This is a genomic window from Bacillus sp. ISL-4 (genome assembly GCF_018613275.1).
Lineage (GTDB): Bacteria > Bacillota > Bacilli > Bacillales > DSM-1321 > Peribacillus > Peribacillus simplex_E.
Genome location: NZ_JAGGQN010000015.1, coordinates 61,061 through 83,979, shown reverse-complemented (window position 1 = coordinate 83,979; position 22,919 = coordinate 61,061). Strand labels below are relative to the sequence as shown.

Genomic DNA, 22,919 nt, shown 5'->3' with positions numbered 1-22,919 from the left:
GAGACGAAGAACCTTCTCTTTTTTTCTTTTTTAATTCTTAATTATTTCTGATTTTAAATAATGAATATATTTGTTGGCAAAAGTGGACAAATGTTTATTCTCTGATCGAACTAATCCTAAAGAAATATTTACAGTCGGATGATACACCAAATCAATTGGAACGATATCGCCATTAATGATAAGGGGATAGTTTTTCATTACGAAATCAGGAGCAAATGTAATTGCCAAGTTTTCATTGATGGCTTGGAGAACTCCATCCATATTATTTGAAGTAAATAAGATTTTCAAGGGCTTATATTTCTGAAAGAAATCTTGTATAAAATACTGCATAAATTCACCCTTATATGTAACGAGAGTTTGATCAAGTATATCATGCGGAGTTATAGTGCCAAGAATGGCTAAGGGAGAATGCTTAGAAACATATACTTTCTGCTTACCTTCGATTAATGCATCAAAAGCTATTCCTTCCATGTTTATGTTCAAATCACGTGAATACGTAATCAGTCCAATGTCAGTCTTATGCTGTCGAACATCTTCAATTACAGCAGATCCACTTTTATCGGCAACCTCCAAATTCACGTGCGGATAATCATGTCTAAACGATGCTATCGCTTTTACCAGGAACGTCATCAATCCGGGTAATGACGATATTTTTAGTTCCCCCACTTCCGTGGAATTCAATAAGTTAGCAGTCACTTTTATTTCCTCAAGTTTTTTTTGTACTTCATAGGCGAGTTTCAGAATGATTCTTCCTTCATCGGTTGGGACAGCGCCTTGTCCCCGTGACCGCTTAAGAACTTTAATCCCCAGCTCCTTTTCCAAGTTGGTTATGGACTGGCTGATGTTGGATTGAGTCACATGTAGATTCTGTGCTGCGATAGACAGAGAACTGTATTTTGCGACTTCTACGATATATAGTAATTGTTCAATATTCATGACTATTCTCCTTTTTTAAATATTAGTAATACTTACTTACAGATTAAAATCTTTAATTTTATTTAATTATAATTTATTAGTATAATCAATATCAATAATATTTTAAAATCTTTGAATATTCTAAAAACAGGAGGAGAACTAGAATGTCATTGAACCAATTGTTTGATTTAAATGGTAAGACAGCAATCGTTACCGGAGGCGGCAGCGGGTTAGGGCGTGTAATGGCACTGGCGTTGGCAGAAGCCGGAGCAAACGTTGTTGTATGTTCACGGCGTTTAGAGGTTTGCGAAGCAGTTGTAAAAGAAATCGAGGCGTTAGGAAGACAGGCAATTGCTCTATCATTGGATGTCACAGATCGGGAATCTGTCGTTCAAGGTGTGGAGAAAGCGGTTTCTCATTTTGGGGAAATCAAAATTTTAGTCAACGGCAGCGGAACAGTTTTTGAGTCTCCTGCTACGGATATGCCTTTAGAACAATGGCAAGCTATGCTGGATACAAATGTGACAGGAACATTCTTGATGTGTCAGGCAGTTGGTAAACATATGATTAATAACGAAAACGGTAAAATCATTAACATTTCTTCTAGTATCGGCTTTAAAGGTGTTGACCCGGAAGCTGTAGATTCTGTCGGATATACAACTAGTAAGGGTGCAGTCATGACTTTAACGAAGGATCTGGCAGTTAAGTGGGGACGACATGGAGTGTATGTAAATTCAATTGCTCCTGGAGTTTTCACTACAGGAATGAATAACCCAGAAATACCGGGAACACTTGTACACAAAGCAGGCCCTTTCATTGCCTCACAAGTTCCAGTTAGAAGATTAGGCAGTGACAATGATTTGGTAGGTGCACTCCTTTACTTTGCTTCAGCAGCATCTGATTATTGTACTGGACAAATTTTGACGCTTGATGGTGGACTTGGGGCTAAGTAAATTTCATCCAAATAACGGGGTTGAGTAAATTAATCATACTTAATTGCAATTAAAAAATATCAATTTTACTTAACTGATAATTACAAATATACTGAAATTAGTAAATTCAAACTAGTTAGTTTGCTTGCTGATGAAAGCGATAACAATATACGAATTTATTAAATATTTTATTGGAAGAGGGGATTTTAAGTGAGTAATTTAAAAGATGTAAAAGAAGTAGAAGTATTTCATGCAGGTAATGTTAGTGTAGATGAATTGCCTTGGATTCCTTATTTTGGAGATTCTAAATTTAAATTGCTTAAAGCCAACCCTGTGACAGGACAGACGATTACTTTATTATGTGTTCCTGCGAAAATGCAGCTTCCGGCCCATTTCCATCCTGGAACAGTCATTGTATATACCGTCCAAGGGACTTGGAGATATCTCGAGGAGCCTTGGATTTCCAAACCAGGTGACATGGTTTATGAGCCTGCAGGCTCCAAACATACGCCGATAGCTGTAGGGGATGAAGATGTTATCACCTTCAATATTGTAGAAGGAACATTAGACTATTTGGGTGAAGAAGGAGAAATTCTTGCCAGAGACAATTGGGAAACATTCCTGAAAAAATACTATGAACATTGCGCGGCTGAAGGAATTGAACCTATTGATGTGACTAAATTTTGATAGTTAGATTCATGAAAAAAGGAGAAGTCCGGCGTCCACATGACGAAGAGGCTTCTCTTTTTTTCTGGGCTTTTTCATTTTAAATATTAGTCATAATAATTTACAAATTAATATTTTTAATTTTATTTTATTAATACTTATAAGTATAATCATTAACATAATAATATTTTTACAATTTCCAATATTCAAACTTAACAGACAATAATGTTGGGAGGAATAATAATAAATGACAGTAGAGACGGTTTTGATTACTGGTGCTACAAAAGGGATCGGATATGAATTCACAAAAGTTTTTGCAGAGCATTGTTATAACTTGGTATTAGTTGCCAGAGATTCGGCGTTGTTGGAACAACAAGCCGAGAGTCTAAAAAAGGAACATGGCGTGCAAGTGAATACTTTTGCCGGCGATTTGAGTAGGCATACAACGGTAGAGAGCTTGCATCGATACTTGAAAAGCGAAGGAATCGACATCGATATTTTGATTAATAATGCTGGAGCTGGCGGATTAGGGTTGATGACGGAATTGGATATTCAAAAAGAAATGGAATATTTGAAGCTCAACATGATTTCGCTCACGTATTTAACTAGACTTATTGCGGATGACATGGTGAAACGAAAGCAAGGTAAAATTTTAAACGTGGCTTCAACAGCGGCCTTTCAGCCAACTCCACGGATGTCGATGTATGGGGCCAGCAAATCTTACGTCTTATTCTTTACGGAAGCAATTGCGGAAGAACTTAAAGGAACCGGAGTTCAAGCTTCTGTATTATGTCCCCCTTCTACCAAAACGCCGCTCACGCAAGGCTTGGCCTCAACAAGAACAAAAATTTTCATTAAGAACTTAATTGAACCGCAAGCTGTTGCCAAGTGCGGATTTGAAGGGTTAATGAAGAATAAAACGGTGATCATTCCAGGCTTTAAAAATAAACTCATGGCTAAATCTGTGGGATTGCTGCCAAGGAAATGGGTAACCATCTATACCCGAAAGCTTATCGAACAAAAAGTGTAAATAGCATTAAAGTTCTATCCTTGAAAGGGTTGGAGTTTTTAAAAGTATTATCTTTATAGATTTACGATGGCAAATAGCTTACATAGTTTTTTAGAAGATATTTTGTTTGGAATAACAAAATCAAAAAAGGGGACTAATGATGAATTTTTTATTATCAGGAACATCAAATGATGCAAAAAATGGTGCGAGAGTTTGCTCTAAACGAATGTGAACCTACTGCCGGTCAACGTGATGAAGAGGAATGCTTTGATATCAAGATTTGGCACAAGATGGCGGAACTTGGTTTATGCGGCATTCCTTGGCCAGAAGAGTACGGAGGTGCAGGTGCCGATTACTTGAGTTATGTGATTACGGTGGAGGAATTGTCGCGGGTGGACGCTTCAATTGGGACCACGCTTTCCGCACATACATCGTTAGCCGGATGGCCGATTTTCAAGTTTGGAACGGAACATCAAAAGCAAAAATATTTGCGGGCCATGGCGGAATGAAAAAACATGGGTGCGTATTGCTTGACGGAATCTGGATCCGGATCTGATGCCAGTGGAATGAGAACAACAGCCGTTCTAGACGGAGAAGAATGGGTCTTGAACGGATCGAAGATTTTTATCACCAACGGAGGCTATGCCGACACCTATATCGTTTTCGCACAGACCAACTCGGCACTAAAGCATAAAGGCATTTCTGCGTTTATTGTGGAAAAGGGCTTCCCAGGTTTCTCGGTAGGAAAGAAGGAAAAAAAGCTGGGCATTCGCTCTTCCGCCACGACAGAGGTCATTTTTGAGGACTGCCGCGTTCCAAAGGACAATCTTTTGGGCCAAGTTGGTGAAGGGTTCCAGATTGCCATGATGACTCTCGACGGCGGTCGGAACGGAATCGCTTCCCAAGCTGTTGGAATAGCTCAAGGAGCATTTGATAATGCTGTAGCATTTGCAAAGGATCGCGTCCAATTTGGCAAACCGATTAGCTCACTTCAAGCTATTCAATTCAAATTAGCCGATATGGCCACAAAAATCGAAGCAGCCCGTTTATTGACGTATCAGGCAGCATGGCGTGAGGAACAAGGAATTCCATACGGACTTCATTCTGCAATGTCCAAACTATTTGCTGGAGACACCGCCATGGAAGTAGCGGTGGAGGCTGTTCAAGTATTTGGCGGATATGGATACACAAGGGAATACCCGGTAGAACGATATATGAGAGATGCTAAAATTACCCAAATCTATGAAGGGACGCAAGAGATTCAGCGTCTTGTTATTGCCGGAAATCTGCTTAAAGCATAGAAAAAACTCAAAATTAACGAAAAACAGGAATGTAATCTATTAAAAAGAGGCGAATGGGCTTGTCAAACGTGAAAGATTTGCTTGGGCATGAGTTAGAGCCTTACAGCATGGCAGTGGAAAAAGGAAAAATAAAAGAATTGGCGGATGTGCTAGGTGAAACCCTGATTTGTACATTGCCTGCGGAATTTCAGGTGCCATTCAGCATTTAGCCGGGGTGTCTAACTCTAAAGTTGTCGTTGCGATTAACAAAGATCCCGAGCCCCCTATCTTTCAAGTAGCGGACTACGGTATTGTGGGGGATTTGTTTGAGGTGATCCTGCCTCTAACGAAAGAAATTAAAAAAGTACTAATAAATTCTTAAAAGAATCCGGGATAGAACATGTACTGCTCCTGATTAATAAGTGCATCTCTTCTCAATAAATCTGCTATCAATGGAGTGATTGATAGACAATAATAAACTTTTGGAAAGGAAATCCTATATGTTTAAAAAGGATCTTATTGCTAATCGAGGAGAAATTGCTGTCCGTGTGATTAGGGCGTGTAAGGAAATGGGGATATCTACGGTCGCTGTATATTCTGAAGCAGACCGTGAAGCTCTGCATGTACGACTAGCAGATGAAGCCTATTGCATTGGGCCACACCTATCATCTAAGAGCTACTTGAATATGACCAATTTATTAATTGTTGCTCAAGTATCACATGCAGATGCTATCCATCCTGGTTATGGATTTTTAGCAGAAAGTGCAGAATTCGCTAATATATGTATTCAAAACGATATCATTTTTATTGGACCATCACCTGAGGCAATCAGTAAGATGGGGGCGAAAGCGGTAGCGAGAGAAACGATGGAAGCCGCTGGCGTACCAATTGTTCCAGGTACGGATGGGATTATTGAAGATATTGAGGAAGCTGTGTTTACAGCAAGAAGTATCGGGTATCCCGTTATTGTTAAAGCCACTGCTGGTGGTGGTGGAAAAGGGATGCGGGTTGCTAAATGCGAGGAGGAGTTAAAAAATGCGATTTCAATGGCGCAGCAAGAAGCAGCTACAGCTTTTGGTAATGCAGGTGTTTATTTAGAAAAGTACATTGAAGAGCCTCGACACATTGAAATCCAAATTATGGGTGATTCCTTTGGCAATGTCGTGCACTTAGGGGAACGTGATTGCTCAATCCAGAGACGCCATCAAAAGCTAATTGAAGAAGCGCCATCCCCTGCACTTGATGAAGAACTAAGAACGAAAATGGGAGAGGCGGCATTAAAAGCCGCGAAGGCCGTACAATATTCGGGGGCAGGTACGATTGAATTTTTACTAGATAAACATAAAAATTTTTACTTTATGGAAATGAATACCCGTATTCAAGTTGAACACCCAGTTACAGAACTTATAACAGGAGTAGACTTAATCAAAGAACAATTACTTGTTGCCTCAGGTCATAGGCTATCTGTCAAACAAGAAGATATTCATATCAATGGTTGGGCGATCGAATGCCGGATTAATGCAGAAAATCCTGATAAAAACTTTATGCCATCCCCTGGGAAAATTGGATTATACCTACCTCCAGGTGGATTTGGAATCCGAGTCGATAGCGCAGTTTATCCAGAATATACGATCTCACCATTTTATGATTCGATGATTGCCAAATTAATCGTACATGGAAAAAATCGTGAAGAAGCAATGGCAAGGATGAAGCGAGCCTTAAGCGAGTTCGTCATTGAAGGAATTGATACAACAATCGCTTTCCACCTTCGCTTATTAGAACATCCGGATTTTAAAGCTGGTAATTTTAACACGAAATTTTTAGAGATGAATGATCTAACAGTTTCCACTAAGTAACTAGTGGTGATTTGAAGTATTCAGTGGCACTAGAGCATTTAGTAAAGAGAAGAGGTAATGGATTTGGAAAAACAATTTTTTGTAATTGTTGATGAGAATGGCCGGATAATCGGGACTGAACCTATGGGTGGAGATTTCATAGATCCTAAGAAATCTGAAATGAGTAAAGAAAAAATAACAGAAATTAAATTGTAGAAGGAGTGTTTCCTCATGTTTAAAATGAATGACATTAAAGAATTAATTCGAGCAGTGGACCGTTCTTCAATTGGAGAATTAACGATTAAAGGTGAAAATGATCAGCAAATAACGATTAGTAAACAAATGAATGTCGGACAAACAGCGCTTATCGAAGAAACTCAAGTCCCAACGACTATTGCTGTCGCACCTGTGAAAGTGGAAGCCGCTCCCGTTCAAAAGCAGGAAGAAATACAAACACTATCGACAATTACTGAGGACACATCGGTTCATAAAATTACTTCCCCAATGGTGGGAACATTTTATACGGCTCCATCACCTGATTCTGATGCCTATGTAAGAGTGGGAGATCAAATAAAAGAAGGCACAGTGCTATGTATTGTGGAAGCCATGAAGCTTATGAATGAGCTTGAAGCGGAAGTTAGTGGTGAAATTGTTGAAATCTTTGTGGAGAGTGGTCAGGTTGTTGAATATGGCCAGCCCTTGTTCCTCGTAAAAACAGCATAAGCAATAAAATTTAAACACTGATAGGAGTGGACTCACAGCATGGATATGTTCGATAAAATCGAGATCATGGAAGAACGACGGGAAAAAGTAAAGCTGGGGGGCGGTTATGCACGGATTGATGCCCAGCATGATCGCGGGAAGCTTACTGCTAGAGAGCGTATCGAAATATTAGTGGATGAAGGGACATTCGTTGAAATAAACCCATTCATAGAAAATCGCGGCCTTGAATATGGATCCGGGGAGGCTCCAGGAGAAGGGGTTGTTACAGGATACGGTAAGGTTGGTGGATGCCTTATTTTCCTTTTTGCTCAAGATTTTACTGTTTTCGGGGGAGCACTTGGCGAAATGCATGCGACGAAGATTACCAAAATCATGGATTTAGCAGCAGAAAATGGAGCACCTATAATCGGGTTAAATGACTCAGGTGGAGCACGAATTCAAGAAGGTGTCTTATCACTAGACGGATATGGACACATTTTCTATCGGAACTCCATGTATTCAGGCGTAATTCCACAAATTTCCGTGATTATGGGACCTTGTGCTGGGGGGGCTGTTTATTCTCCTGCGATTACAGATTTCGTTTTCATGGTAGAAAAAACAAGTCAAATGTTTATCACAGGTCCAAAGGTAATTGAGTCGGTAACGGGAGCAAAGATTAATAGTGAGGATTTAGGTGGTGCGTCCGTTCATTCCACAATAAGTGGAAATGCCCATTTTACTGGACCAACAGAAGAAGACGTATTAAACGAAGTCAGGAGATTAATTGGCTACTTGCCATCAAACTATGAAGAAAATCCACCTTACAAAGAGCCAGTAAATAAAATTCCTTTAGATGAAAGAATCGATGAACTTCTTGATGTTGTCCCGATTGATGGTACGAAGGTTTATGACGTGCGTAATGTGATTCATTTAATTGTCGATGATCAAAATTTTATGGAAGTTCATCCGAAATTTGCCAAAAATATTGTAGTTGGCTTTGGCCGTATAAACGGCGATACAGTCGGTATTATCGCAAATAATCCGAAGATGATGGCAGGTGGTCTTGATATTGATTCATCTGACAAATGTGCTCGATTCATCCGATTCTGTGATTGCTTTAAGATTCCATTAATTACATTTGAAGATGTGAGTGGCTTTATCCCAGGAATCCAACAAGAGCATGGAGGGATCATCCGGCATGGAGCGAAAATTTTATATGCCTATTCGGAAGCTATGGTTCCCAAAATTACCGTGATTCTTCGAAAAGCATATGGTGGGGCTTACGTTGCCTTAAACAGTAAAGCAATCGGGGCAGACTTAGTATTTGCTTGGCCTAATGCAGAAATTGCGGTTATGGGACCAGCTGGTGCGGCCAATATCATTTTTGCAAAAGAGATTAGTGAAAGTACAGATCCGGATGCCTTTAAGCAAGAAAAAATCAACGAATACCGCGAACGGTTTGCCAATCCTTACGTCGCATCAGCTAATGGCATTGTTGATGATGTAATTGACCCGAGGGATACGAGAAAAAGTATCGCTAGTGCATTGGAAATGCTAAAAAACAAGAAGAAAGCATTACCTAAGAAAAGGCATGGAAATATTCCTTTGTAAACCTTTTCTAAATGGTTTATGAACTACCTATATTAATAGAAGAAAAACGTGTGAAGACGACAAATGAAAAAACGCCTACCGTAAAATGATATAGAAGGGAGAGAGCGATAGCAAATAGCATCCCAGCAAGGAATTATTGCAAAAGGTTGGCGTGGATTTAAAATGGAAGAACAGGAAGGAAAAACAGGTAGTCTTTTATGGTAGTAAGCATACGGTTTAAATTTTAAAGATGTTGATCCTTGCAGTACCGGCTTGATCGTAAGTGGTTTTGCAATGCCGGAAATGCTGATGGAGATAGATGTTGAAGTTATGATTAGTGAAGGAAGCAGTAAAATTTAATAGGTTAACGCTATAAATCAAACAAAACGCAAATCCTTGAAACGTAAGGATTTGCGTTTTTATTTTTCGTAATGGATGTAACCTTAAGGGGGAGGGGGCTTTACTAGAGAGCAATAATATAAAAGTGTGTAAATTTCTTGTAATGAATAAGCAGGAGAACAAGAAAGAGAAAATATTAGAATCCGCAAAAGAACTTGAGTAAGCCCTACAAAAAGCAACTACCCCTCAAACATTATTTTTCGGATTATTTCACTTTAGTTATGTTTAGTAGGCATACGATATTAATAATTATTTTATCTGGAGGCACAGGAGCCGGGGTGTTTTTAACCCCTCTTTTTGTAATCGATATATTAATAGGAAGAAATACGTCTTGATTACCGCAAACAGTGGTATATGCTGTTAAAAAGTTTGGTAGCAAAGTAAGTGAAATAGCCATTTTCCCTTATTGGAAAAAATAACTTCATTGTTAAATTATTGTTATTACCTTATAATTTTCTAGAAACATATGAAATGTTATGAATAGGAGAAAAGTATGAAAAAACTGTGGACCATTTTAGTTTCATTTGCGTTGTTAATTAGCTTATTCCCGCAATTAGCATCGGCATCGGCAGCACCAAGCAAAAATTTTGAGCAAGAACTTACAAAGTATTTAAAAGAGGTAAGCCTTGTCAGGGGTTTTGAAGTGACGAAGGATGATCTTGAAACATCTCTTTCTTATTACGATGAAAGTATTAATAACTTTGAATCTATTGATGATCTTAAAGAAGCCTTGGGCGAAGTTATTAAGGCAGATTTAAGTAATTTAGATGCCATTTATGAAGATTATAATCTAACTAATGAGAGCCTAATTCAACTATTGCATGAAAATGGCGAAGAACTAGACGATTATATCTTTATCTGGGACCTCGATGAAGCTGTTTATTTCTATGCAGAAGAGGGCGATTTTGAACGCGATCCAAACTTTGACAAAGAACTTGTCAATTATTTAGCCAAGGTTAGCAAGGAAAGAGGCTTCGAAGTAACAAAAGAAGATATCGAAGCGTCATTGGAACACTATGATTTTAGCACGGAAGAATTCGAATCTGTCGATGAGCTTAGCGAATTCTTAGGTGACGTCATTAAGGCAGACCTAAGCAACTTAGATTATTTTAATGAAAATTATGGATTGGATAAACAAGCGGTGCTTCAATTGTTGGAAGAAAATGGTGAAGATATTAACGATTATATATACATAGATAATCTTGAAGAAACTGTTTGGAACCTTACTGGTGGGGGGATGGATGGTGAAGTTGTCGAAGATCTCCTTCCTATTTTCGAGGAAGAACTCGGTTTAACGGAAGAGGAACTACAGAGGCTTGAAGACCACTTAATGTCTTTGGAGGAGCATCTTACCAATCCGGAAACAGTCAAGCAACTTGAAGAATTAGGCAACCGCATGATGGCTTTTGAGGAATTTGATGTAGCAACCGAGCTTACAGCTGAACAGATAGCTGAAATGGCATCAATCTATGAAGAATTACTTTCCATCTTTAAGCTTAATGTATCCTATTCACTTGTGAAAAGTGGCTCGGAATCACCTGTATCACTTTTGGATCTAATGAAATTGGAAGAACTGAAAGGTGCAAACCTGAAAATATCAATATACTCTACTGATGGGAAGTTCTTGGCTGATCTTTTAATAACGGGTGAAATGGTCGATTCTGATACTCTTACCAATGCAGGCGGGCAAATAAAGGAATCTGCTAAAGAGGTGCAAAAGACTATTGAAAAGGCACCGGTTGCTAAACCAGTAAAACAAAAGATCAGCACTCATACTAAATCGGAACATCAAACTGTAAAAGGGGCTAAACTGCCAAATACCGCTTCCGATTATATCCCTAATGCCCTTTTAGGACTTTGCATTGTCTTGTTCGGAAGCTTGATGTATCGAAGAATTAGGAAAGCTTAATATGAAACAATTAAAGAAAAGGCGGTTGCTTCTGCTTTCTTGTACAATTGCCATCATTTTATTTGGGGTTTGGTTTTCCACATCCAATATGTATAAGTTTGCAAAAGGCTACTTTCTTTACAAGACTCATACTCCAAGTAGCCAAGTGAATGAAACTGTACAGAAACCACCAAGTAGTGAACCAATAAGTAAAAAAACAACAAAGAAAGAGCTATATCCTGTCCGCCCTAAAACGGGTGAAGAAATCGGGGAACTGTATATACCCAAACTAAAAGCCAAACTCCCTATTTTCCATGGCACAAACGAGGATGAATTGGAAAAAGGCGTTGGTCACTTTGCAGGAAGTGTACTACCAGGGGAAAATGACAATTCCGTTCTTTCCGGTCATAGAGATACGGTATTCCGTAAACTCGGGCAAGTTGGCGAAGGAGATTTGTTGATTGTAAGAACATCGGCAGGCGAGTTCACATACAAAGTCAACAAAGTTCGAATTGTGGATGAGGATGATCGAACCGTAATCGTACCAAAGCCACGGGCAACGCTAACCGTCAGTACCTGTTATCCCTTTGATTATATCGGGGCGGCACCTGAACGCTATATTCTGGTCGCTTATTTGTTTTCAAAAAAAGTAAGTTAATAATAAGCAACTTTTTATGTTCAAAAAAAAGAGTCCCGATAAGGTAAACCTTATCGGGACTCTTTTAATTTCCAATTCTTCTTTTATGAGACGTGATTGTTGCCAATTTATTATATTGTTAAGCTATCCTTATTGCTCAAAGTGCTCGATGTAGCGGATTTTAATATTTTATGATGGTAAATATAAGAGCCGGCTATCAATATATATCCGATAATGAAAAGCAGCCATCCACTGGCAGGGTCGCCCACTGATATGCTTGAATACATAGCACCCGTCAAATCAAATACAAAACCGGCATAAGCCCATTCCTTAATTCTCGGGAAACCTGGAATTAGTATTGCCACGACACCTAATAATTTGGCTATTCCAATAAAGGGTAGGAGGTAGGTAGGATAACCTAAATGATTAAATAAAGCGACTGCATCGGGAACAGACATTATATCCGGAATAGAACCCAAAACCATTAGTGCCACCAAAAGTACTGTGAAAATCCAATATATAATTTTTGCTTTTTTCATATATTCTCATTCCCTCCCTTAGATTGACATTTTAATCATATTCCACTTTCCTTTTTTTAATGCACTCTATATTATGAACTTCAACAGTCGAAGGGCGATTCTTTAATAAGAATCGCGCCACGAATGCAGGCAAACTCGAAGAAAAGCGAGTTTGCCTGCAGTTTTTCTTAAAAAGTATTCAGATGATTTCAGAAATCCACTCCCACGAGTAAACATGCTGAATTCACGAGTAAATGGGCCAAACTCACGAGTAAACGTGCTTAATTCACGAGTACATGGCCAAAACTCACGAATAAACTGCGCAAACTCACGAGTAAACGTGCGAAATCAAGAGGGCAGCACGAATTCACGAGTAAACATGCTAAATTCACGAGTAAATGGCCAAAACTCAAGAGTAAATGTTCCAAACTCACGAGTAAACGTGCGAAATCAAGAGGGCAGCACGGATTCACGAGTAAATAAGCTGAATTCACGAGTAAATGGCAAAAACTCACGAGTAAAAGGGCCATACTCGCGAGTAAAAGGTGCAAAATCACGAGTAAACTGACGAAATCATGGGTGCAGCATGGATTCACGAGTAAATAAGCTGATTTCACGAGTAAATGGGCCAAACTCACGAGTAAAAGGTGCGAAATCACGAGTAAATGTGCGAAATCATGGATGCAGCACGAATTCACGAGTAAAACAGCCAAACTCACGAGTAAAAAGTGCGAAATCACGAGTAAATGTGTAAATGTGCGAAATCATGGATGCAGCACGAATTCACGAGTAAATAGCCAAAATTCACGAGTAAACGGCGCGAAAACACGAGTATACGTGCTAAATCATGGGTGCAACACGAGCAAAATGTATATCGAAAGGGGGGATATACTTGATCAGGCTTCCCTGTTCACCACTTGGCTTTATCTTATAAAAATGTTTATTGTCTTAAAAGAATTGATAAAAATGACGCATATCCCGACACAGGAAATCGTGAGGAGTGAATACATTAACTTTAAGTCATTCAATATAATAATTCCCGCAATTACTATGAGTGAATCAATAATAAAAATAATAATTCCAGGATTAGTTGCTGTGGTTTTAGAGATTAATAGTGCTAGTAAATCCACTCCACCGGGGCTAATATGTTGTCTCAGCATAAAGCCAACACCGATCCCAATTGTCATTCCACCGATAATGGCACTCGTTATGATCGGTAGATGAACCAAACCGTTTAGTGGTGTTAGCCAATCAATAACGGTTGAAGTAAAAGCTAACCCAAGGATGGCATTGAAGAAATAAGACTTATCGTATAGAAGAGATAGAAGGTATATGGGAATGTTGATCATGATCATTGTATGTCCAACTTGGATTCCCCAAACATATTTGATTAACAAACTTATTCCAAATATCCCCCCATTTATTAGATGAATGGGGACAATAAACAGGTTAAGACCTACTCCAATGCAAAAACTTGAAAAAAGCAGAGTAACAAACTTTTTCATAAAAACATTCCCCTTGTCCAAATCATTATCTTAAAATATATGAGAGGAATGTAAATATATACTTAGCTGTTTGGAAATTACGATTGCTATTTGTGTATTGTTGGCTCTCCTCCCCAAATGATGTTCTGAAATTTTAGATGCATGCGAGTAAGCAGCAGGATCAAAATGAAGGCCGTCACCTTGAGCACATGAAGTAATTTGGACAAAAAAAGAGACACTCATAAAAAGTGGCTCTTTTTTTGGCTTTAATGGGGCAAGTCAGTTTTATAGAATTTTTATACCTTGGAAAATAGGTTGAGTTTAGCCTTGTTTATTCAAGCTCTTTTTTTTGTTAGGCGATTTGTAATGGTATCTTCTTGCGGTGAAGTTTGCCGTATATAAAAGGCCAGTATGAATGCAATTATGGTCAAACCTGTTGCAATCATGAATGCATCATCCACTCCCATTACGCTACCTTGTTTAATGGCCATGGCCATTTGTGATGTATTATCTGGTGATATGTTCCTATGAGATAAGATTTCCTGAACATGCTTCGTTCCCTGGTTTGTCATGATGGAAACAAAGAATGCCATGCCAACAGCACCAGCTACCATTCTTAATGTATTGACCATTGCTGTTCCATATTTATTTAGGCTAAGTGCCAATTCATTTAATCCAGCTGTGAAGATAGGCATCATCAGTATCGACATTCCGAACATTCTAATAGTATATACCCACACCACATAAGAATAGGACGTATCTGTTTCAAGCCGCGTTAAAAGATAGGTTGTAATGATAGTGATGGCAAGTCCGCTCACCGCAAGCCATCTCGCACCAAATCGATCAAACAGCTTACCTGTGATAGGAGACATGATTCCCATTAAAATCCCGCCAGGCAATAGCATTAGACCGGATTCCATCGGGGTAAACCCACGGATATTCTGCATATAGATTGGCATGATGATCATTCCAGAGAACATACCCATAGTTGCGATGATGTTGATAATTGTCGTTAAAGTGAACATCCGATACCGAAAAATTCTAAATTCCAAAATAGGATGGGATACAGTAAATTGCCTCCAGACAAATAAAACTAAACTGATTCCTCCAACAAGGAACATCGTCAGTACTTCGGGACTGTCCCAGCCCTTGGTACCGCCAGTAGCAAATCCATATAGAACTCCGCCGAATCCGATAGTTGATAGTATTACACCCATTTTATCGAGTTTAGGCCGACTCGTTTGCCCTACTTTTTTGATGATGAAAATGGCAAAGATGAAGTCAAGCAGTGCAAATGGGAAAATGACAAAAAACAGAACCCGCCAAGAGTAGTTTTGTATAATCCATCCTGATAACGTCGGTCCTACAGCAGGGGCAAAATTCATCGCGATACCAAATATGCCCATTGCGAAACCGCGTCTGTTAGATGGAAATAAAGTGAAAATCACATTTGTAATCAAAGGGAATAAAATCCCTGCCCCAGCAGCTTGAACCACTCGTCCAATCAATAAGACGGAGAAGCTGGGGGCAATACCACATAGGAAAGTTCCTAAAGCGAAGAGTCCCATCGAAGCAAGATATAGTTGTCTTGTATTGAAACGTTCCATTAAGAAAGCAGTGATAGGGATGACAATCCCATTGACCAATAAGAAGATTGTAGTAAGCCAGTTAGCTGTTGCAGCTGATATTTCAAAATGATTCATTAATTGAGGCAATGCGATATTAATTAATGTCTGATTTAAGAAAGCGACTAGAGCCCCAGCCAGCATCACCGCAAACATGGGACCCGTTCGAATTTTAGTGATAGCTGTTTTGTCGTGATTCATTATTATGGCACGTCCTTTCCGCTAGGGTAGTACGTATTGTACTGCCTGCTATTTTTAAAAATTATAGAAATTAAAGCGAAGTTTTCAAGTAAACCAACCTATATTTTCCAATGATATACACCATCTTAAGTAGATTAACCTCAATTCACGGATTTTGGAGGCGTTTATTCTTTATTAACAACTAACTTGACAATATCCAGGATATATTCTCTTTTTTAGGAAATCCCCCAGTTTAACATCCATTCTACATGTATATCATACTTCGAACAATAATCACCAATATAATACTTATTACGTATCAGAAAAATTGTTCCACTTAAGTATAAATACTTTAACATTCTATCATTCGTATTCACTAAAAAATAGTTAATTGATAAAAAGGTGTGATGGATAAAAAAATCACGCCTTTTCCGTATGTGAGAATTAGTATTTTTTAAATATTCAAAATAATTATTGCAATCAATGTATTGGTTAATTATAATACAAAACATAACAAATAAAAAGATGTTTTGAGGGGGTGAAATAATTGAATATTGCAGGGATGAATATCACTTTTAGGCATTTTCCTTTTCATTATTTTTTGGATTGCATGGATCACCTTGAGATTAAAAGCATTGAATTATGGGGTGGGGAGCCACATCTATATGTTTATCGCAGCATACTAGGAAATATAAGGAGTTTGAGAAGGGAAATTAAGTCTAGAAATATGAAAATCCTCTGCTATACTCCAGAGCAATGTATCTATCCTTATAACATTGCATCCTAGGATGCTCATTGGCGAAAAAAAACATTGAATATTTCATGGAAAATCTTTACGCCGCGCTGGCGTTAGACACAAACATGATGCTTATCACTTCTGGAATAGGGGACTTTTCTGTCTCACAAGAGGAATCATGGAAGTATGCAAGTGACTCAATCTTTTTATTAACCAAAGTAGCTGAAAGGGAAGGTTTGATTCCTGCTTTAGAGCCATTAACAAAATATGAATCCAATCTTTCTCGTTAAAAGGAATGATAGATACAGTTTCAATGCAGCTGGCAGGTGAAACCCCTGATGAGTATTTTTCCTTCCTTCCCGAATTAAGCCATTTTCACCTAATGGATAGATGGTCAATCAGATACGCATCTGGCACTAGATGATGGGGTTTTAAATTGGAGAGAATACTTAACAAGCCTTAAAAGCCATCGTTACAAAGGAAGCTGTACTCTAGAGATCATGGGATCAAATTATTATCAAAATCCAAGAGATGCAATCATGAAATCTATTGAAAAAGTAAGGGAATTAGGAATTTAATCATCTAATTTGGAGGAACTCTTTATGAGTAATGGCACACTTACAAGAAAACTGGGTTTTTGGTCTGCTCTAGCTATTGCTGTTGGAACTACTATAGGGTCGGGTATTTTTGTCTCATCTGGTGATGTTGCAAGGGCTGCGGGTACTCCTTCCATTTCTATTCTAGCTTGGATAATAGGCGGGGTGATTGCCATACCGCAAGTAATGGTGCTGGCGGAGTTATCGACGGCATACCCCCAAAATGGAAGCGGTTACGTTTATTTAAATAAAGCTGGATGGAGGCCTTTGGCATTTTTATATGGATGGGCCACTTTCTGGGCTTTGGATCCTCCATCGATATCGATTATGGCTTTAGCGATTGTTTCTTATTTAGCAACCTTTTTCCCGTTTTTCTCAGGAGTGGCCGGGAAATTATTGGGTATTGCGATCATCCTGCTCATCACATCGATTCATTATCGAAGTGTGAAAGAAGGAGGTCTTTTCCAAGTCATTATCACGGCTATCAAAATCATTCCTTTCCTGATTGTCATTGTCCTGGGAATCATGTATATGAACCCTGATAACTTTACTTATACTCCAGGACCTGGTACCCAAAATTCAAGTTTAATAGGTGGTGTATCTGCAACCACATGGGCTTATACGGGGATGGCTGCGATTTGTTTCATGGCTGGTGAGTTCAAAAATCCAGGGAAAATACTTCCACGAGCTCTTATTAGTTCGGTATTCATCGTGTTGGCTTTATATACGCTGCTAGCGGTTTGTGTCATCGGCTTGATGCCATTTGAAGAATTAATGAACTCCAACGCGGCTGTTTCTGAAGCTGTAAAATATATTCCGGGATTATCTGATATTGCATCATCATTTGTTGCCATTACGGCGATTATTGTTATCTTGGGTTCGCTGAGCTCTTGCATAATGTTTCAGCCCCGCCTTGAGTATGCAATGGCAAAGGACGGACTATTCTTTCAACGTTTTGCAAGAGTCCATCCAAAGTATGAAACTCCAAGTTTCTCCATCATCGTTCAAGTTGCGTATGCATGTATTCTTGTGTGCTTTAGTAATTTAACGGTGTTACTTGGCTATTTCACACTGATTCAATTGGTTATTAACATTCTGGACTTTGCCGCAGTTTATAAATGTCGTAAAAGGGATGATTATAATCCAATCTATCGTATGCCAATGTGGAGATTAACGACGGTTTTAGCCATTCTTGGAGCATCATGGCTTGCCTGGGGAACATTTACTTGGGCTCCTATTCAAGGAGTGATTGCAGCATTGATCGTTATCGCAACAGGTCTGCCGGTTTACTATTATTGGGATAGGAAATATGGATCAAAGAGCAATAACGACAGCGATATCGTGGCTTAGCAGAATGATAAGGGAAGTTAGGCCTCTTCGATAAACGTCCTTAAAATTTAAACTAAAACAATTGTGAATTTTATTATGTTTAGTTATAATACAAGACATAACAAATAAACAAGGATACAGGGAGGAAGATATTGATGCTAAAGTTTGATGAGGGGTTATTTCTTGATCTTGTAGAAAAAGAGGGCCTAGCTTTTAGAGGCCAAATTGAAGAAATCGTAGATGGAATCACAAAAAGGGGCTACAGTAATATTTTCCTGATCGGGGCTGGTGGCACCATAGCCATGATGTATCCATATGAATACATTTTAAAATCAAATTCTACCATTGATGTCCATGCAGAAATTGCTGCTGAGTTCATGGTGATGAATCATAAGCATTTCAGCAAAGATTCAGTCTGTATTTTTACATCTGTATCTGGGACAACTCAAGAAACAGTTGCAGCGGCTGAATATTGTAAAGAAAAAGGGGCTACTACAATCGCTTTAGTTGCAGAGCCAAATACTCCGTTAACACAAATTGCGGATTATTGTATTACGACAGGTTCTGAAACGCACTCTTTTGATACATTCTTTATGCTTTTGTACATGGTCGTCTTCCGTTTCATGTATAACAATGATGACTTCCCACAATATGAACAATTCACGAAGGAGGTTTCTCTTCTTCCACGTGCAATTCTGGATGCCGTTAAATCTTTTGACAAAAAAGCAGAGGAATTTGCCATTACACATAAAGACACGGATTACCACATGATGGTCGGTTCTGGTAACCTGTGGGGAAACACTTATTCATATGCAATGTGCATTTTAGAGGAAATGCAATGGATCCAAGCGAAATCCATCCACGCGGCAGAGTTTTTCCATGGTACGCTTGAACTTGTTGTTGAAGATACAAGTGTTATTTTACTAAAAGGAGAAGACGAAACAAGGCCGCTAATGGACCGTGTAGAGAGATTTGTAGAAAAAATCTCAAAAAAGATAACGGTTATTGATACCAAAAGCTTTGAAATGGATGGCATCAGCGAAGAATTTAGAAAGCACTTTTCTGTTAGTATTAACTGGGCAGTATTAAGTAGAATCAGCGTTCACCTTGAGCGTGAAAGAAATCACCCATTAACACTTAGAAGATACTATCGACAAATGGAATATTAAGATTTGTGGAGCATTACTTAGTAGTGCTCCAGACTGTAGACAAATTAGAGAAGAACCAGATTACCTTCAATTTTTTCTTTAAAAAAAGGTCAAGCTGATTTCAGAAATCCGCTCCCTTTCCGCCGACTGTCTGCCAAGCCCCATCAAAGCAAGCGCCTGTGGGGTCTTGGCTAGCCAGTTATTCGGCAGGAGTGTTGCAAATTTCTTCAATCTAGAGAGTGTTTCTTATAATCAAGTAAAAAATATGAAGGAATCCTTTGACGTCAAAATGGAGCACTACTTAGTAGTGCTCATTTCTTAAGTTCAAAGAAAGCGGGGGGAAATGATGAGAACGGTTTCAGTTGGAGATAACTGTATGGATGTCTATCAAAAGAGCGGGGAGGTCTATCCTGGCGGTAATCCTTTAAATGTGGCTGTCTATTTAAAAGGGTTAGGTGCTGAATCTGCTTATATTGGCTGGGTGGGTTCCGATCAATATAGTGAAAAAATGGTTCAAGCGATTCAGGAAAAAGGCGTTGATATTTCTCATCTTTCGAGGAAAGAAGGAAAAACAGCGGTTACTTTTGTTGAAATGGTAGGTAATGACCGCAGATTTGGAGAATACGACGAAGGAGTCATGGAACATTTCTATTTAACGACGGAAGAGCTCCAGTACATTCAAACATTTCAGCTCATACATTCAGGGATTTGGGGACATACGGACAGGTACTATTCCTTTTTTAAAGAAAAAGGAATGCTCACGTCTTTTGATTTCTCAGATCAGCTAGAACACGATCTAGTGAAGACTTTACCGCAGTCTGTTGATTATCCTTTTTTCTCTTATACGAAGGATGATGCCTTTATCCGCCAATTTTTAATGGATGTAAAAAATCAAGGATCTAAAATTGCGGTCGCCACTTTAGGTGAAAATGGTTCACTTGCCTATGACGGCATTCAATTTTATCAATGCGGTGTCGTTGAAGCGAATGTGGTGGATACTATGGGTGCGGGGGATTCCTTCATTTCCGGTTTTATTTATGGAATATTGAAAGGCAAATCTATCGGTAATTGCTTAGAATCGGGTGCAGAGTCTGCTGCGAAAACAATTAGATATTTCGGTGCGTGGTGACTGGGAATGGAAATAATGTATAATAGATAGTAAATAATAAATTTTGACGGATAAGGATGAATCTAATATGAATTTAAATCCTTCAACCCCCCAGCCATTATATATGCAAATTAGGCAAATGTTGAAGAATGATATTCAGAACGGTAAATATAAACCAGATGAACAAATCCCAACCGAAGCAGAGCTTTGTGAAACTTATAACGTTAGTCGCATTACCATACGAAAAGCAATAGAGGAATTGGTGAAGGAAGGAACACTGACACGTATTCCGCGCAGAGGTACCTTTGTTGCATCTAATAAGTTCCATAATGAATTGTTATCCATAAGTGGATTCTCGGAGTTTAGTCATCAGCTTGGGATGATACCGAATTCCCGGATTTTACGAAGTGAGGTCATACCAGCTCCAAAAGACGTTGCAGGTCATCTCCTCATTGAAGAAGGTAGCCCCGTTCTCGAACTTGAGAGACTCATGTATGTAAATGATCGTCCGCTTTTCTACGATACCGCTCATTATTCGTTAATTCGTTTCCCGGATTTAGAAAAGAAGATTGCAAGGGATGAATCAACTTATAAAATCCTTATGGAAGATTACCATACAGAAATAGTCAGTAACGATAAAATTATAGACGTGATTGGTGCTACAAAAAACTATGCTAAATTTTTAGAATGTGATATTGGCGCCAATTTATTTAGAATATTAAAGATCGCTTTCGATGCAAACGACCGACCTGTGCATCTCTCAACGTTCATGTGTGAAACCAACAAGGTCAATCTGACTGTTCATCGGGCAAAATAGGTCAAGCCAAATTATTGGCATGACCTATTTTGAAGTTTTGAAAAGTGTTTTTACATTTTGATTTGGTGTATTACTCCTTCAACTCTCATCTTCCAACCTTTCTTCTTTGATCGTTGCAGATAAAATATCCTTACAATTAAAACATAAGATTTTCTTGTTATCTAACAGAATACCGTTCAGAAATCCAGCAGTACAATATACATTTCGTGCACAGCGAACACAAGTGCCAACTAGTTCGTCCATCGATATTTCCCCTTATTCAGTAATCGGATATAGTTTTGTTTTCTATTTTGAATAAAGGTAAAGGCCAAAATCTTGCATAACGGAAGTGTGCCCCATTTGCCGCAACATTGTAGCAATATTGCCACGATGATATGATCCGTGTGTGACAACGTGTAATACCGATTCGGAAATGGTAGTTTCAAGCAACCCAGCATATGGGTTATCCACGACAATTACCTTTTCCATATCCTCTGTACTCAGAAGTGATTTGTTTCTTTCGTATAAGTCTAAAAATATTTTTTTCATTTCCTCAATACTTTTCTTTTCCACCTCTTCTCTTAATTGATTGGAAGATGCCATTGCTTCATCCATACTTTTACCTGAGATAATGTCAAACCACGCATAATCTGTGAGATAAATGTGAGACAACACTTTTGATACCGACGAAAAACCACTCTGAATTTCCTTATGATAAATGTGCTGTGGAAGTTCATTTAACCGATCGATGATGACCACATTTGCCCACGAGTGATAGTTATACATTTCTAATACTGAATCGGGATGATTCATTAAAAAACCCCCATATACACTAGTTTTTTCGTATTGAACAATTTATGCAGTAAAAACAAAAAAAATTCAGGTAAATTCAATAAAGTATATTTATTAATATGCTGTTCTCTTATATATATAACAATTCCTCCTAACCGTTCTGCGCTCATCGCGAATATAAAAAGAGAGGTTTTGAGATAATACGAACTACTGATCATTCTGATTAGAAAAATGAATAGTAAGTGGTGGCCACATTAGAGTATTTTTTCTTGCAGGAAAACAGCTCCTTATATCGAACTGATAGTAAAGGAGATGGTATTTTTATGAATCTGAGGATCAAATATAGGCTTTATATCCATGTAGACGGAAAACTTATTCCAGAACAGTATGACCGATACGAGATACTAAACGTCAGGGAAGGTATAGATCCAGATGATACTAAGGATTACCAAGAGCTTATTAATAAATTGAGTAAGTCGATTAATCGACCTCTAAGTGAATTTGAAATAAAAAACTATGAAACAATGTAAGTGCAGTTACGTATTCTAAAATTTTCTCCTTCATTAGAACGAAAATCAAAATATAAAAGTGAAAAGGGAACTTCTGATTTTAAAAATGTAGCTTGCTAAATGGGCCTCCTCCCTCCTTAAAATTATAAGAAGGGAGAAGGTGTAATAGTGACCGAAAAAGAAAACCTTTGCCTTAAAAGTTCAGCAATATAGTTGAGCTCCGTTCAATGCAGAAAACTCCGTGG

23 protein-coding genes and 2 pseudogenes are annotated in these 22,919 nt (G+C 38.5%); 18 read left to right on the top strand and 7 right to left on the bottom strand.

Translation table 11 applies throughout. The features are described from left to right. Window positions 1-30: 30 nt before the first annotated feature. Complete coding sequence (locus tag J7J00_RS14545; protein WP_214791616.1) at window positions 31-936, bottom strand: LysR family transcriptional regulator; 906 nt, start codon at window positions 934-936, stop codon at window positions 31-33. Window positions 937-1,079: 143 nt separating this feature from the next. On the opposite strand from J7J00_RS14545, the gene J7J00_RS14540 reads away from it, so the two are divergent. The 12 genes and pseudogenes from J7J00_RS14540 (at window position 1,080) to J7J00_RS14485 (ending at window position 11,874) form a co-directional block, all read left to right on the top strand. Next, window positions 1,080-1,868, top strand: a complete 789-nt coding sequence (locus J7J00_RS14540; protein ID WP_214791614.1) for an SDR family NAD(P)-dependent oxidoreductase — start codon at window positions 1,080-1,082, stop codon at window positions 1,866-1,868. Between the two features lie 189 nt (window positions 1,869-2,057). Further along, window positions 2,058-2,534: a 2,4'-dihydroxyacetophenone dioxygenase family protein gene (locus tag J7J00_RS14535; RefSeq protein WP_214791612.1), complete on the top strand. Its 477-nt coding sequence runs from the start codon at window positions 2,058-2,060 to the stop codon at window positions 2,532-2,534. A gap of 226 nt (window positions 2,535-2,760) precedes the next feature. Next, window positions 2,761-3,543 carry an SDR family NAD(P)-dependent oxidoreductase gene (locus tag J7J00_RS14530; protein WP_214791610.1) on the top strand — a complete coding sequence of 261 codons (783 nt, stop codon included), beginning with the start codon at window positions 2,761-2,763 and terminating at the stop codon, window positions 3,541-3,543. Between the two features lie 139 nt (window positions 3,544-3,682). Then, window positions 3,683-4,823, top strand: a pseudogene (locus J7J00_RS14525) (acyl-CoA dehydrogenase). A 59-nt stretch (window positions 4,824-4,882) separates the two neighbouring features. Beyond that, window positions 4,883-5,032 (top strand): hypothetical protein, encoded by a 150-nt coding sequence (locus J7J00_RS14520; RefSeq protein WP_179891142.1) that lies wholly within the window; start codon window positions 4,883-4,885, stop codon window positions 5,030-5,032. After that, window positions 4,984-5,184 (top strand): annotated as a pseudogene (locus tag J7J00_RS14515) (electron transfer flavoprotein subunit alpha/FixB family protein); the annotation flags it as partial. The gene J7J00_RS14520 and the pseudogene J7J00_RS14515, both read left to right, overlap by 49 nt. 118 nt (window positions 5,185-5,302) lie before the next feature. Next, window positions 5,303-6,658 carry an acetyl-CoA carboxylase biotin carboxylase subunit gene (gene accC / locus J7J00_RS14510; protein ID WP_214791608.1) on the top strand — a complete coding sequence of 452 codons (1,356 nt, stop codon included), beginning with the start codon at window positions 5,303-5,305 and terminating at the stop codon, window positions 6,656-6,658. 57 nt (window positions 6,659-6,715) lie between these two features. Next, a complete protein-coding gene (locus J7J00_RS14505) occupies window positions 6,716-6,853 on the top strand; it encodes a hypothetical protein (RefSeq protein ID WP_214791606.1) in 138 nt (45 codons plus the stop codon). A gap of 15 nt (window positions 6,854-6,868) precedes the next feature. Continuing rightward, the gene (gene accB, locus J7J00_RS14500) at window positions 6,869-7,360 is read left to right on the top strand and encodes an acetyl-CoA carboxylase biotin carboxyl carrier protein (protein ID WP_214791604.1); all 492 of its coding nucleotides are present in this window, start codon (window positions 6,869-6,871) and stop codon (window positions 7,358-7,360) included. Between the two features lie 39 nt (window positions 7,361-7,399). After that, window positions 7,400-8,950: an acyl-CoA carboxylase subunit beta gene (locus tag J7J00_RS14495; protein WP_214791602.1), complete on the top strand. Its 1,551-nt coding sequence runs from the start codon at window positions 7,400-7,402 to the stop codon at window positions 8,948-8,950. Between the two features lie 871 nt (window positions 8,951-9,821). Further along, the gene (locus tag J7J00_RS14490; RefSeq protein ID WP_214791600.1) at window positions 9,822-11,237 is read left to right on the top strand and encodes a processed acidic surface protein; all 1,416 of its coding nucleotides are present in this window, start codon (window positions 9,822-9,824) and stop codon (window positions 11,235-11,237) included. 1 nt (window position 11,238) lies between these two features. Next, window positions 11,239-11,874 carry a class D sortase gene (locus tag J7J00_RS14485; protein ID WP_214791598.1) on the top strand — a complete coding sequence of 212 codons (636 nt, stop codon included), beginning with the start codon at window positions 11,239-11,241 and terminating at the stop codon, window positions 11,872-11,874. A gap of 110 nt (window positions 11,875-11,984) precedes the next feature. Here the strand turns inward: J7J00_RS14485 and J7J00_RS14480 are convergent, their stop codons facing one another. From J7J00_RS14480 to J7J00_RS14465, 4 genes are all read right to left on the bottom strand, one after another. After that, entirely contained in the window at window positions 11,985-12,392 is a 408-nt protein-coding gene (locus J7J00_RS14480; RefSeq protein ID WP_214791596.1) for a DoxX family protein, read from the bottom strand. A gap of 260 nt (window positions 12,393-12,652) precedes the next feature. Further along, window positions 12,653-13,111 (bottom strand): hypothetical protein, encoded by a 459-nt coding sequence (locus tag J7J00_RS14475; protein WP_214791595.1) that lies wholly within the window; start codon window positions 13,109-13,111, stop codon window positions 12,653-12,655. Window positions 13,112-13,294: 183 nt separating this feature from the next. Further along, entirely contained in the window at window positions 13,295-13,876 is a 582-nt protein-coding gene (locus J7J00_RS14470; RefSeq protein WP_214791593.1) for a YitT family protein, read from the bottom strand. 314 nt (window positions 13,877-14,190) lie between these two features. Beyond that, window positions 14,191-15,681, bottom strand: a complete 1,491-nt coding sequence (locus J7J00_RS14465; protein WP_214791591.1) for a DHA2 family efflux MFS transporter permease subunit — start codon at window positions 15,679-15,681, stop codon at window positions 14,191-14,193. 774 nt (window positions 15,682-16,455) lie between these two features. Between J7J00_RS14465 and J7J00_RS28080 the strand changes: the two genes are divergently transcribed. The 5 genes from J7J00_RS28080 to J7J00_RS14440 all read left to right on the top strand — a co-directional run bounded on the left by J7J00_RS28080 (window position 16,456) and on the right by J7J00_RS14440 (window position 21,394). Continuing rightward, a complete protein-coding gene (locus J7J00_RS28080; protein WP_286201360.1) occupies window positions 16,456-16,686 on the top strand; it encodes an apurinic/apyrimidinic endonuclease family protein in 231 nt (76 codons plus the stop codon). 312 nt (window positions 16,687-16,998) lie between these two features. Then, a complete protein-coding gene (locus J7J00_RS14455) occupies window positions 16,999-18,342 on the top strand; it encodes an amino acid permease (protein WP_214791590.1) in 1,344 nt (447 codons plus the stop codon). Window positions 18,343-18,476: 134 nt separating this feature from the next. Continuing rightward, window positions 18,477-19,490: an SIS domain-containing protein gene (locus J7J00_RS14450; RefSeq protein WP_214791588.1), complete on the top strand. Its 1,014-nt coding sequence runs from the start codon at window positions 18,477-18,479 to the stop codon at window positions 19,488-19,490. Between the two features lie 325 nt (window positions 19,491-19,815). Continuing rightward, window positions 19,816-20,598 carry a fructoselysine 6-kinase gene (gene frlD, locus J7J00_RS14445; RefSeq protein WP_214791586.1) on the top strand — a complete coding sequence of 261 codons (783 nt, stop codon included), beginning with the start codon at window positions 19,816-19,818 and terminating at the stop codon, window positions 20,596-20,598. A 67-nt stretch (window positions 20,599-20,665) separates the two neighbouring features. Further along, on the top strand, window positions 20,666-21,394 hold the full coding sequence (locus tag J7J00_RS14440) for a GntR family transcriptional regulator (protein WP_214791584.1): 729 nt from the start codon (window positions 20,666-20,668) through the stop codon (window positions 21,392-21,394). 78 nt (window positions 21,395-21,472) lie between these two features. Here the strand turns inward: J7J00_RS14440 and J7J00_RS14435 are convergent, their stop codons facing one another. After that, window positions 21,473-21,637 (bottom strand): hypothetical protein, encoded by a 165-nt coding sequence (locus tag J7J00_RS14435; RefSeq protein ID WP_214791582.1) that lies wholly within the window; start codon window positions 21,635-21,637, stop codon window positions 21,473-21,475. 42 nt (window positions 21,638-21,679) lie between these two features. Next, complete coding sequence (locus J7J00_RS14430; RefSeq protein WP_214791580.1) at window positions 21,680-22,186, bottom strand: DinB family protein; 507 nt, start codon at window positions 22,184-22,186, stop codon at window positions 21,680-21,682. Window positions 22,187-22,488: 302 nt separating this feature from the next. Here J7J00_RS14430 and J7J00_RS14425 point away from each other — a divergent pair, with 302 nt between their 5' ends. After that, window positions 22,489-22,695: a hypothetical protein gene (locus J7J00_RS14425; protein WP_214791578.1), complete on the top strand. Its 207-nt coding sequence runs from the start codon at window positions 22,489-22,491 to the stop codon at window positions 22,693-22,695. Window positions 22,696-22,919 lie beyond the last annotated feature (224 nt).